Here is an 11,594-nt window from a genome sequence, read left to right on the forward strand (position 1 = left end):
GCGGCGGCCAGGGCCGCGACCCGGGCGTGCAGCGGCGCCACCCACCCCTCCGCCTCGGGCTTGATCAGCACGCTGCGCAGCACCCGCGCCCCGCCCGCGTCCGCCCGCACGCCCGGGTGGCGGCGGGTGAAGTCGGCGGCGTCCACGCGCAGCACGCTCAGGTAGACCGGGTCGCTCTCGTCGGCCATGCCCCGGCGCAGCACGCGCTCGCTGGCGGCGTCGATCGCCGACAGCGCCGGCGTCCCGGCGACGGTGGGGAAGCACGTGACGATGTCCAGCTGCGGCCGCTGGTGCAGCGTCAGCTCGGCACTGTCCTCGATCCGCGCGGCCCAGGCGAGCGCGGCGCGCCGGCTCGCGGCCAGCCCCGCGCCCAGCCCGCCGGGGGTGAGCGGCAGCAGCTGAAGGGTCAGCCACAGGGCGGCGGCCGACGCCCCGGCGCGCGAGCACTCCAGGCTGATCTCGCCCAGGTGCAGTTCGGCGTCGGTGAAGTAGGTGTACGGGGAGTCGTGGGCGAAGTGCCGTCCGATGCCGGGGTCGGCGAACAGCACCGCCCCGCAGCCGTACGGCTGGAGGCCGTGCTTGTGCGGGTCGACGGTCACCGAGTCGCAGCCCGCGATCGCCCGCCACGGCGCGGGGTCCACCTCCAGCGACGCCGCGAGCGCCTCGTCGGCGGCGAGCAGCGCGAAGAACCCGCCGTACGCGGCGTCCACGTGCACCCGCGCCCCGTAGCGGCGGGCCAGCGGCACGATCTCGTGCACCGGGTCCACCGCGCCCGCCCCGGTGGTGCCGCAGGTGACCACCACCGTGCCCACCCGCCCGGTGCGCAGCAGCTCCTCCAGGGCGCCGGTGTCCATCCGGCCCTCGGCGTCGGCCGCCACCGCGTGCCCCTCGACGCCCAGCACGTGGCACATCCGGCTGTGGGTGTAGTGGGCCTGGCTGCTGTAGGCGACCCCGAGACCCGGGTGGCTCTGGCGCGCCACGTACAGCGCCTCCAGGTTGGCGATGGTGCCGCTGCTGGTCAGGTGGCCCACGTGCGCGGGCAGCGCGAACATCGCGGCCAGCTGCGCGACGCACTCGCGTTCCATGTCGTTGGTCGCGGGCCCGCCCTCGTAGGCGTGGTTGTTGGGGTTGAACCGCATCGCCGTCAGATAGCCCACCAGCGCCGCCGGGTGCGGCGGCTTGACCATCTGCCCGGCGTAACGCGGATGGAAGAACGGGTAGTTGTGCTCCAGGCGCTTGGCGAAGCGCTCGAACGCGGCGGCGAAGTCCGCCTCGTCCACCAGGTGCGAGGGATGCGGGTCCATCGGCCCGAACCGCTCGCCCCACCGCTCGGCCACCTCGGCCGCCCTCGGCAGCCAGTACCCCAGGTCCACGCTCCGGCCCTTCCTTCGAGTCCACCGACCCCGTCGGGTCCTTCACCGCGAGGGGGGACGGGCGCGCGGGTGAGCGGCACGCCGGGGCCCCTGGCGAGTACGGGCGTTCACCGCGTCCGAGTCCCTTGAGCGTTCCTCGACCGCGCCTGGAGCCACCGTGGCCACCGCCCGCAAGGCGCCCGCAACACCCGCAGCTCACCCACCGCACCCACCGCACCCACCGCCCGCCCCACCGCCCGCCCCGGCGAGCGCCCGGGCGGCCGCCGCCCGCCGCCCCACCCGGACCCCACCGGCGCGTGAGCCGGCGCTGCTGCAATCACCCCCGGACAAGGCCGCCCCCACCCGGGCGAGGCCGGGGGAGCCCACACGGGAGGAACGACGCGATGGTGACCAGACGCAGGATGATCGGCGCCGCCCTGGCGACCGGGGGAGGAGTCCTGCTCCTCCGCACCACCCAGCACCCGGCCGCCTCCGCCACCGCCACCGCCGCCTCCGCAGGGGACGGCGCCCACACCCACCCGGCGGGCACCGACGCAGACCCGGGCCCGGACGCCGGCCCCGCGCTCGCCCAGAAGTTCACCACCGCCCTGCCGCTGCCCCCGGTGCTCAGCCCCGTCGCCACCGACAACGGGGCCGACACCTACACGATGACCATGCTGCGCTCCTTCGCCCGGATCCTGCCCGGGCGCCGCACCGACGTCCTCACCTACAACGGCGCCTTCCCCGGCCCCGTCATCCGCGCCCGCTCCGGGCGGCCGGTGATCGTGCGCCAGACCAACCTGCTGGACGACCCGGTCTCCGTCCACCTGCACGGCTCGTCCGTCCCGCCGGACAGCGACGGCGGCCCGATGAACCTGCTCGACGCCGGCGCCACCCGCACCTACACCTACCCCAACGCCCAGCCCCACGCGAGCCTGTGGTTCCACGACCACGCCCACCACCTGGAGTCCGAACACGTCTACCGCGGCCTGGCCGGCACCTACCTGCTCACCGACGCCACCGAGGCCGCCCTGCCGCTGCCCTCCGGCCGCTACGACCTGCCCATCGCCCTGCGCGACGCCCGCTTCGACACCGCCGGCAACCTCGTCTACCGGATGGACGACGCCGAAGGCCGCGCCACCATCCTCGCCAACGGCCGTCCCTGGCCCAGGGTCGACGTCGCCGCCCGCCGCTACCGCATCCGCCTGCTCAACTCCTCCAACCTGCGCTTCTTCTCCCTGCGCCTGGCCGACGGCGGCCCGATCACCCAGATCGGCTCCGACGGCGGCCTGCTGGAACGCCCCCACACCACCGACACCGTCGACCTGTCACCGGGCGAACGGGCCGACGTCGTCATCGACTTCTCCCGCTACCGCCCCGGCACCGGCGTCGTGCTCACCAACTCCATGCCGCCCGGCCCCGCCGAACACGTCGGCCAGGTCCTGCGCTTCGACGTCGGCCGCCCCGCCCCCGACCCCTCCGCCGTGCCCGACCGGCTGCGCACCCTGGCGCCGCCCGGCCCGGCGGTGCGCGAGCGCACCATCGTGCTGAAGGTCGAGACCGGCGGCGGCCTCGCCCCGCGCGGCCTGATCGACGGCAAGGCGTACGACCCCGCCCGGGTCGACGCCTCCGTCGCCTTCGGCACCTCGGAGATCTGGACGGTCGTCAACGCCAACACCGACATCCCGCACAACTTCCACCTGCACCTGGTGCAGTTCCGCGTCCTGGCCCGCAACGGAGCGGCCCCCGGGCCCGGGGAGGCGGGGCTGAAGGACACCGTGCGCCTGATGCCCGGTGAGAGCGTGCGCCTCCAGGCCGTCTTCGACTCCTACCGCGGCCGCTACCCGTACCACTGCCACCTGCTGGACCACTCCGCGATGGGCATGATGGCCCAGCTGGAGATCACCTGACCCCTCCCGGGAGCCCCGGGGTCCCGGTGCCCCGCAGGGCCGCCGGGACGCCCGCGCCGACGTGAACGCGCGGACGGCCCGGCGGCATGCCCCGACCGGGTCAGCGGTCAGGCGGTCAGGACGCGTGGATGCCCTGGCCCGGCGTCAGGATCCCCGCCGGGTCGAACCGGCGCTTGGCCCGCGCCACCTTCTCCCACTGCCCCCCGTAGTGACGCCGCCAGTCCTCCCGCGTCATCCCCGGCACCGCCCCGATCAGGTACCGCTTGCCGCCCAGCTCCACCGCCAGGTCGTACAGGCGCCGGTTGCGCTCCAGCATCGCCGCACTGTCCGACCCCGGGCCGGGGAAGGCCAGCAGGTCGAAGTGCCAGCCCACCTCCTGCTGCCCCGGCAGCACCGCCAGCGGCGCCTTCACCTTCGAGCGCAGGTACGGGTAGAACAGCAGCAGCCCCGCCCCCAGGTCGGCGGCGGTCAGCACCTCCGCGGCCCGCGCCATGAACGCCCGCGCCGACGACGCGGGCAGGAACACGCTCAGCCACGGCTTGGGCAGCGACCAGAACCCGGCCGCCCGCAGGTACCCGGCGAAGCCGTCCACCCGGAACGCGTACTCCCGCCAGCTCTGCTCCACCACCTCCGTCTCCACCGGGACCAGCCCGGCCAGCAGTGCCGTCCGGTCCACCGTCCGCCCGGCGTCCGCGAACGCCACCAGCTCCGCCTTGTAGCGCCACCGCGACCCGTCCGCGCTGCGCACCACGTCGCCGACCTGGAGGTCGAAGCGGCGCCCGGCCAGGACCTTCTCCTGGTCGGCGAGGTAGGCGTCCAGGTCGTCGTAGTACAGCGAGAAGACGTGGGCGCGCTCGCGGACCTTCACCAGGGCGAGGGTGACGCGCACGATGACGCCGACCTGGCCGCCGCCGGCCAGCACCGCCTCGAACAGCTCGCGGTTGCGGGTGGGCGAGGCGGTGACCAGCTCGCCGGTGCCGGTGACCACGTCCAGTTCCAGCACGTTGTCGACCTGCATGCCGTAGCGCTGGACGGCGCCGCCGATGCCGCCGACGCTCAGCGTCCCGCCCACCGACAGGTGCAGGTAGTCGGTGAGCACCGGCGGCACCCAGCCCGCCGCCAGGCCCGCCTCGGTGACCTGCGCCCAGGTCGCCCCGGCCTCGACCACGGCGCGTCCGGGCCGCACCGAGACGACCCTGGACAGGCCGCGGGCGTCGATGGCGATGCCGCCGCGCGGGTTGGCCTGGCCGTAGCTGGAGTGCGACTCCAGCCCGGCCGCGCCGAGTTGCGCGAGGTCGCCGCTCTGCCCGTTGACGGCCACCGGGATGCGGTGACGGCGGGCGAAGGCCACCAGCCGCTGCACGTCGCGCACCGAGCCCGGGCGCAGCACCGCCCGGGGCCTGGCGGTGACGAGGTGGCCGAAGTCGCTGGAGAAGCGCTCCAGGCCGTCGCCCTGGAGGGTCACCGTGCCGTCCAGGGAGGGGAGTTCGGCGACGTCGGCGCCGCTCTCGGTGGCCCAGGCGGCGGTGGAGGTGTTCCAGCCGACGACGGCGGTGACGGCGCCGGCTCCGGCGCCGGCGAGGAGGGCGCGGCGGGACAGTCCTGACCTGCTCATATCAGAATTTCTCCGATCGGTCGTCAAATAGGGATTGTTGTACCGCAACCATCGGGTGATCACCTACTGCCGTGCACCGCCGAGTTGCCGCTCGACGTGCCGCAGCTCGGCCACCGGGTACTCCCACATCCGCCGCTGGTGGGCCGGCGCGTGGCCGGGGACGCGTGCCGAGGCGGCCCTCGCCTCCGCCAGCAGCGCCTCCCGCGCCTCGGGCAGACGGGCCGGCAGCGGCCCCTCGGCCGCCTCCCGCAGTACGAACGCCAGCTTGTAGGCGTAGGCGTCCGGGCTGACCGTGAACAGCGCCCGGTACACCCACAGGCCCTCCTCGCCGTGCAGGATCCGCTCGTTGTGGCTCAGCAGCCGCACCCGCGCCCTGAGCACCAGGTCCTCGTGCACGCCCATGGTCCGTCCCCCTTCGTCGTCCGTGTGGTTCCTCCCACCCGCCGCCCCTCGCGGTGCGCGGGCAGCACGCCGCGCACGCCGGGCGCCCTGGGCAGGGCGGCCGGCGCGGGGCGCTCGGTGGGATGCGCACGAGTCTGCGGGCCCGCCACGGTGCGCGGCAAGACGGAGGAAGGGTGTGCTGTGTCCTACCGAAACCTTGCCTGAGCTGGCAGGATTGGGCTCGGCACCCTCCCGGCGGGAGCCGCCGGGGCCGGGACACTAGCCTGGTGGGCATGTTCGTTCTGGAGCTGACGTACACCGCCGACCTGGAGTCGATCGACGCCGTGCTGCCGCGGCACATCGCGTGGCTGGAGGCGCACTACGCGGCGGGCACCTTCCTCGCCTCGGGGCGCAAGGTGCCGCGCGACGGCGGGGTGATCCTCGCGGCGGGCACGGACCGTGCCTCGATCGAGGCACTGGTGGCCACCGACCCGTTCACCGAGGCCGGGCTGACGCGCTACCGGGTGACGGAGTTCGTCGCCACCACCACCGCCCCCGCGCTCGCGGCCTACCGTCAGCAGCCGCCCGCGTCGGCCTGACGGGGCCCCGGGAGGCCGGGATCGAACGCCCCGGGGGCAGCCGCGACGCCGCTTCACCGGGCCGGACCGCGTCCTTCGCCCCGCAGCCGCTGCGGAGCTTCACCGGCGGAGTCTCACCGGCGGAGCCTCGCCCCGAACGCCTTGAGCGGGAAGCCGCTCCGGTCGGCAGGGCCGTCCCGCGGGCTTCCCGCTCCACCACCCGCCGCTACCGTGCGAGTTCCCGGCGCACCGTCGCGACGACAGCGGGGTCCAGGTGCCCCACGCCCCGGGCGAGGAGCCAGCGTTCCAGTGCCCGCCCGGGGTCCCGCAGGCGGCGCGGCGTCCCGTCCGGTCCTGGCAGGGTCACCACCCCGCCGGAGACGACGACCCCGGCGCCGGTGCCGTGCGGGCCGGTCAGGACGCGCAGTCCCCGGTAGCCGAGCCCGACGTCCGGCCGCCCGCTCGCGGGCGCCGGCGTCAGCGCGCCGATCCGGTGCGCCAGCTCGCCGGCCGTGGCCGGTTCCAGGGGGAAGCGCGGGTTGGGCCGCCCGCTGTAGAGGTCCACCTCGACGACGGTCCGGGGCCCTCGGGCGCTCGTCAGTTGATCCTCTGCCGCTGGCTGCTGCAACCGTAGAAGTAGCCGCAGAAGATCGTGTAGGGTCCGCGGTCGGCGGTCTCCGGGTCGTAGATCACGTTCCCGCTGTTGTCGTAGTTGCGAGCCGCCGTCCCGCCCGGCTTGTGGCCCCAGAAACCCTCCTTCTGCCTCCGGTACCAGTGGTAGTCGCCGCCGCCGGGGATGACGACCAGGGCGACCAGGGGACGCGGCGCCTCGTTGTCGGGGAAGCAGTCGAACCGGTGGTGCATGCCGTCGCAGAGCGCCGCGCGGGTCACTTCCTCGCAGGTGATCTGCGTGTACATGCTGCCGCAGCCGCGGCCGGGCTGCGCGAAGGTGTTCGTGCGCCAGTTGCTGGCGTAGTTGTAGCAGTTGTTGTTGTCCAGGACGTTCGGGTCGTTGTTCCAGAACCCGGGGTTGAACGCCCCGATCTCGATCGTGCAGGTGACCGCGGGGTTCTCCTCCTGACCGCCGCCCGCCGGCCCGACCCGGTCCTTCAGGGAGGCCCGGCCGCTGCTCGCCAGCTGTTCGAGCAGGAACTCCCGGAAGGACGCGTCGACCGGCGGCGTGGGCCCGGCGAGGGTGGCCGGGGCCTGACTCCAGTCCGCGAGGGCGACCAGCCGCTCGGCGACCTCGGCGGAGCGCCCGGCGGGGACCTGCGGCCCCGCCGGGAGGTACAGGCGGGACTCCACGTCGAAGTCGTGCGCGAGCTCGTCGTCGAAGGTCTCCAGCCAGAACCCCCGCAGGCCGAGGGGGCCCGCGGGCGGGTCGGAGGGCCGGGGGCCCGAGAACAAGGCCCGGTCCCGCGTCAGCTCCCGCAGGGCTGTGCGCGCCTGTGCCGCGTCGGTGATGTCCGCGACGGGGTTGGGCCGGCCGGAATAGACGTCTGCGGTGATTCTCAGCATGTGCCCGGTCTCCTTGGACGAGAAGTGGCTTGGGGGCGGGCGCCGGCCGGCTGCTCCGCCACCGGACGTGCCCGTCCTGACGCGGGGCCGGGGCGGCGACGGGACGGCGGGCGCGGCCCGGCCCGGTGCGGCTCGTTTCTACACGTCCCACCGCGACCCGGAACCCCGCCGCGCGGTGACAGCGCCGGATGTCGTCCCAGCGGTTCAGTTCCGCAGGGACGCCCACCCGGTGGGGCCGGGTACGCGGGGCGGCGACCGAGGAGGACGGGCGCACCTGCCCGAAGGAACCCGCCCCGCGCTCGCGGCGCACCGTCGGCAGCCGCCCGCCTGAAGCCCACCTGAAGCCCGCCTGAAGCGGACCTCAAGCCCGCCTCAAACCTGCCTGAAGCCCGCCGTCCCCGTCGTCCGTGCCGCCCCGGACCGCCCGCGCGGTTCGGGGCACGGTCGCGTTCTGGCTACGATCGGTGAGCGCGGGACGGGGACGTACCGCGTAGTTACCGACTTTCGGCGGGAGAAGACGGATGGCACACGCACGGGCCGGGCAGCCGGCGCAGCCCGGTGACCTGGTGGACGTGGCGAGGCTGGTGACGGCGTACTACGCGCTGAACCCGGACCCACAGGAGCCCGGGCAGCGGGTGGCGTTCGGGACCTCGGGGCACCGGGGCTCGTCGCTGGACGCTGCCTTCAACGAGGACCACATCGCCGCGACCACGCAGGCGATCTGCGAGTACCGCGCCGAACAGGGCGTCGCCGGACCGGTGTTCCTGGGCGCCGACACCCACGCCCTCTCGGAGCCGGCCAAGGTCACCGCCCTGGAGGTGCTGGCCGCCAACGGCGTCCACGTCCTCATCGACGACGCCGACGGCTACACCCCCACCCCGGCGGTCTCCCACGCGATCCTCGCCCACAACCGGCGCAGCCCCCGCGCCCTCGCGGACGGCATCGTGATCACCCCCTCCCACAACCCGCCGCGCGACGGCGGCTTCAAGTACAACCCGCCCAGCGGCGGCCCGGCCGGATCCCAGGCCACCGGCCGGATCCAGGACCGCGCCAACGAACTGATCCGCGAGGGCATGCGCGGCGTCAGGAAGGTCCCCTACGCGCGGGCCCTGGCCGCCGCCACCACCGGACGCCACGACTACCTCGGCAGCTACGTCGAGGACCTGCCCTCCGTCCTGGACCTGGACGCGGTGCGCGCCGCCGGGCTGCGCATCGGCGCCGACCCGCTGGGCGGCGCCTCGGTGGACTACTGGGCGCGCATCGCCGAGACCCACCGCCTGGACCTGACCGTCGTCAACCCGGTGACCGACCCGACCTGGCGGTTCATGACGCTGGACTGGGACGGCAAGATCCGCATGGACTGCTCCTCCCCGGCCGCGATGGCCTCCCTCATCGGTCGCAAGGACCAGTACGCCATCGCCACCGGCAACGACGCCGACGCCGACCGGCACGGCATCGTCACCCCCGACGGCGGCCTGATGAACCCCAACCACTACCTGGCGGTGGCCGTCGACTACCTCTACCGCCACCGCGCCGACTGGCCCGGCGACGCCGGCGTCGGCAAGACCCTGGTCTCCTCCTCGATGCTCGACCGCGTCGCCGCCGACCTCGGCCGCACCCTGGTGGAGGTCCCGGTCGGCTTCAAGTGGTTCGTCGACGGCCTGCTGGAGGGCTCCATCGGCTTCGGCGGCGAGGAGAGCGCCGGCGCCTCCTTCCTGCGCCGCGACGGCGGCGTGTGGACCACCGACAAGGACGGCATCCTGCTGGCCCTGCTGGCCGCCGAGATCACCGCCGTCACCGGCACCACCCCCAGCGCCCGCTACCGCGAGCTGACCGGGCGTCACGGCGCCCCCTCCTACGCCCGCGTCGACGCCCCCGCCGACCGCGAGCAGAAGGCCCGCCTGGCCCGGCTCTCCCCGGAACGGGTCGGCGCCGGCGAGATCGCCGGGGAGAAGATCACCGCCGTCCTCGCCAACGCCCCCGGCAACGGCGCCGCGATCGGCGGCATCAAGGTCTGCACCGAGAACGCCTGGTTCGCCGCCCGCCCCTCGGGCACCGAGGACGTCTACAAGATCTACGCCGAGTCCTTCCACGGCGACGACCACCTCGCCCGGGTCCAGGACGAGGCCCGCGCCCTGGTCGGCGAGGTCCTGCGGGGCTGAACCCCTGCGCGGGTGCCCCGGACCGGCTCACCGCCGGTCCGGGGCACCCGCGCCTTCTCGCGCGTGTCTTCTCACACCCGCGCGGCCCGCTGCGGCGCCGCGGCCTCCCCGGCCCCCGCCGGACGCTCGTCGCGGGTGCTCGCCGCCGCCACCGCGCACGCCACCAGCGCCAGCACCGCCGCCACGAACGGGAACCACCGCCCGCCCAGCACCGAGATCGCCGCCGACCCCGCCACACCCCCCGCCGCCGTCCCCAGGTACAGCGCACTGCTGTTCAGCGAGATCAGCAGCGGCGCGCTCCCCGGATCGATCGACGCCAGCCGGTGCGGCAGCGCCACCGACACCGCCCACCCCGCCAGCGGCACCACCAGCGCGTACCCCAGCGCCCCCGGCATGCTGCGCCCCAGCCACGGCAGCGCGGCGAACGCGCCCGCGGCCACCGCCGAGCCGGTCAGCAGCACCCGGCGCACCCCGACGCGGTCCACCAGGCGCCCGCCCAGCCAGCTGCCGGCCACCGACATCACGCCGCTGGTGAGCAGGATCAGGCTCAGCCGGTCGGAGTCGCCGCCGGTGGCGCCGGCCACCGCGGTGGACAGGTAGATGTAGACGCTCTGGAAGGCGAGGAAGAACACCAGCGTGGTGGCCGCGGCGCCCAGCACCCGGCGCTGCCCCAGCGGCGCCAGCCGGGCCTTCAGGGCGGGGGCGGCGGTGGGGGCGGGTAGGTCCCGCAGCAGCAGCGCCAGGCCGGCCAGCGCCGCCAGGCCCAGGGCGGTGACCAGCCACATCGTCATCCGCCAGTCGGTGCGCCCCACCCAGGTGCCCAGCGGCACCCCGAGGGCGGTGGCCACCGTCATCCCGCCGAGCACCGTCGCCAGCGCCCGGCCGCGCCGCTCGGGGGCGACCAGGGTGGTGGCCACCGCGTTGGCGGTCGGCGTGTAGAGGGCGGCGCCGACCGCGGCGAGCACCCGGGTGGCCAGCAGCAGCCCGTAGGTGGGGGCCAGCGCGCTGAGCGCGTTGGCGGCGCTGAACACGGCGAGCGCGATCAGCAGCAGGCGCCGGCGCGGCCAGCGGGCGGTGAGCGTGGCCAGCACCGGGGCCAGCAGCGCGTAGCCGAGCGCGAAGACGGTGACCAGCTGGCCGGCGGCCGGCACCGACACGTCCAGGTCGGCGGCGATCGGGCCGAGGATGCCGGCGAAGACCATCGAGTCGGTGCCCATGGCGAAGGTGCCGAGGGCGAGCAGGAGCAGAGGTACGGGCACGGGAGGGCCCCCCGGGGCGCATGGGACGGATCGGCGGACGGCCTGCCGGACGGACCGCCCGGCAGGCTGTTGGGCGAACTGTTGGACGGACGTGCAACAGTTTGACGCTCGTCAAACACTCGGGGATGGGTGGATGATTGTCAAACCATCCGTTCACCCCCGGCGGTCCGAGGAGCAGTGCCATGAGCGACGACGAGCGGCTTCCCCAGCCCGCCACCGCGGACATCGACCTCGTCACGGTCCTGCACGCCCTCGGCGACCCCGTACGGATGACCCTGCTGCTCAGCTACGCCGACGACGCCGAACACTCCTGCGCCCCCCGCGACCTGGGCCTGGACCACCTCCACAAGTCGACCGTCTCCCACCACATGCGGGTGCTGCGCGAGGCCGGCGTCACCACCACCCGCGTCGCCGGCCGCAACCGCTTCGTCAGCCTGCGCCGCACCGATCTCGACACCCGTTTTCCCGGACTGCTCGACGCGCTCCTGGACGCCCCGGCAACTCCCTTGCGGTAAGGGCCGGCCGGGTCCTGGGGCGGGCTTCGCCCCGGCTGCCGCCACGGGCGTAGGCCCGTGGTCGCAGGGCGCCGCGGGCCTCCTGCCGCGGGCGGACGCGCGGCGCGGCGGCGGGTCGGCACAGTGGGCGGGTGACCGGATCCCAGCCCAGCCGCCCGTCCGACCCGCCGTTCGCCCCCTTGCCCGGCCGTCTGCCCGGCTCTCCGCCCGGCCGTCTGCCCGGCCGTCGCGGTGTCCTCGGGGCGCTCGCCCTGGGCGCCGCCGCCGTCGCCTCCGGCGCCGGGCCCGTACGCGCCGACGGCGT

The 11,594-nt window shown here is 75.0% G+C and carries 10 protein-coding genes; 4 read left to right on the forward strand and 6 right to left on the reverse strand.

The features are described 5' to 3' along the window. Positions 1 to 1,373 (reverse strand): pyridoxal phosphate-dependent decarboxylase family protein (locus tag BU198_RS01030; RefSeq protein WP_188294886.1); only part of this gene is annotated, 1,373 nt, incomplete at its 3' end. A 383-nt stretch (positions 1,374 to 1,756) separates the two neighbouring features. On the opposite strand from BU198_RS01030, the gene BU198_RS01035 reads away from it, so the two are divergent. Then, the gene (locus tag BU198_RS01035) at positions 1,757 to 3,262 is read left to right on the forward strand and encodes a multicopper oxidase family protein (protein ID WP_188294887.1); all 1,506 of its coding nucleotides are present in this window, start codon (positions 1,757 to 1,759) and stop codon (positions 3,260 to 3,262) included. 115 nt (positions 3,263 to 3,377) lie between these two features. Here BU198_RS01035 and BU198_RS01040 read toward each other — a convergent pair whose 3' ends face one another. Together BU198_RS01040 and BU198_RS01045 are read right to left on the reverse strand one after the other, a co-directional pair. Further along, positions 3,378 to 4,877, reverse strand: coding sequence for an FAD-binding protein (locus BU198_RS01040; protein ID WP_188294888.1), 1,500 nt, complete (start codon positions 4,875 to 4,877; stop codon positions 3,378 to 3,380). 63 nt (positions 4,878 to 4,940) lie between these two features. Continuing rightward, positions 4,941 to 5,279 (reverse strand): hypothetical protein, encoded by a 339-nt coding sequence (locus BU198_RS01045; RefSeq protein ID WP_188294889.1) that lies wholly within the window; start codon positions 5,277 to 5,279, stop codon positions 4,941 to 4,943. Positions 5,280 to 5,551: 272 nt separating this feature from the next. Here BU198_RS01045 and BU198_RS01050 point away from each other — a divergent pair, with 272 nt between their 5' ends. Next, positions 5,552 to 5,857 carry a YciI family protein gene (locus BU198_RS01050; protein WP_188294890.1) on the forward strand — a complete coding sequence of 102 codons (306 nt, stop codon included), beginning with the start codon at positions 5,552 to 5,554 and terminating at the stop codon, positions 5,855 to 5,857. 205 nt (positions 5,858 to 6,062) lie between these two features. Here BU198_RS01050 and BU198_RS01055 read toward each other — a convergent pair whose 3' ends face one another. Further along, complete coding sequence (locus BU198_RS01055) at positions 6,063 to 6,401, reverse strand: hypothetical protein (RefSeq protein WP_188294891.1); 339 nt, start codon at positions 6,399 to 6,401, stop codon at positions 6,063 to 6,065. 32 nt (positions 6,402 to 6,433) lie between these two features. Continuing rightward, positions 6,434 to 7,354 carry a hypothetical protein gene (locus BU198_RS01060; RefSeq protein WP_188294892.1) on the reverse strand — a complete coding sequence of 307 codons (921 nt, stop codon included), beginning with the start codon at positions 7,352 to 7,354 and terminating at the stop codon, positions 6,434 to 6,436. Positions 7,355 to 7,875: 521 nt separating this feature from the next. On the opposite strand from BU198_RS01060, the gene pgm reads away from it, so the two are divergent. Next, positions 7,876 to 9,516 carry a phosphoglucomutase (alpha-D-glucose-1,6-bisphosphate-dependent) gene (gene pgm / locus BU198_RS01065; RefSeq protein ID WP_188294893.1) on the forward strand — a complete coding sequence of 547 codons (1,641 nt, stop codon included), beginning with the start codon at positions 7,876 to 7,878 and terminating at the stop codon, positions 9,514 to 9,516. A gap of 71 nt (positions 9,517 to 9,587) precedes the next feature. Here pgm and BU198_RS01070 read toward each other — a convergent pair whose 3' ends face one another. After that, positions 9,588 to 10,775 carry an MFS transporter gene (locus BU198_RS01070; RefSeq protein ID WP_188294894.1) on the reverse strand — a complete coding sequence of 396 codons (1,188 nt, stop codon included), beginning with the start codon at positions 10,773 to 10,775 and terminating at the stop codon, positions 9,588 to 9,590. A 182-nt stretch (positions 10,776 to 10,957) separates the two neighbouring features. Here BU198_RS01070 and BU198_RS01075 point away from each other — a divergent pair, with 182 nt between their 5' ends. Continuing rightward, positions 10,958 to 11,290 carry an ArsR/SmtB family transcription factor gene (locus tag BU198_RS01075; protein WP_188294895.1) on the forward strand — a complete coding sequence of 111 codons (333 nt, stop codon included), beginning with the start codon at positions 10,958 to 10,960 and terminating at the stop codon, positions 11,288 to 11,290. Positions 11,291 to 11,594 lie beyond the last annotated feature (304 nt).

Source organism: Streptomyces sp. CBMA156 (assembly GCF_014596515.1).
Taxonomy (GTDB): Bacteria; Actinomycetota; Actinomycetes; order Streptomycetales; family Streptomycetaceae; genus Kitasatospora.

Coding starts and splice junctions, on each gene's coding strand:
- BU198_RS01035 (WP_188294887.1), top strand. CDS start 1,757: ATGGTGACCAGACGCAGGATGATCGGCGCCGCCCTGGCGACCGGGGGA.
- BU198_RS01040 (WP_188294888.1), bottom strand. CDS start 4,877: ATGAGCAGGTCAGGACTGTCCCGCCGCGCCCTCCTCGCCGGCGCCGGA.
- BU198_RS01045 (WP_188294889.1), bottom strand. CDS start 5,279: ATGGGCGTGCACGAGGACCTGGTGCTCAGGGCGCGGGTGCGGCTGCTG.
- BU198_RS01050 (WP_188294890.1), top strand. CDS start 5,552: ATGTTCGTTCTGGAGCTGACGTACACCGCCGACCTGGAGTCGATCGAC.
- BU198_RS01060 (WP_188294892.1), bottom strand. CDS start 7,354: ATGCTGAGAATCACCGCAGACGTCTATTCCGGCCGGCCCAACCCCGTC.
- pgm (WP_188294893.1), top strand. CDS start 7,876: ATGGCACACGCACGGGCCGGGCAGCCGGCGCAGCCCGGTGACCTGGTG.
- BU198_RS01075 (WP_188294895.1), top strand. CDS start 10,958: ATGAGCGACGACGAGCGGCTTCCCCAGCCCGCCACCGCGGACATCGAC.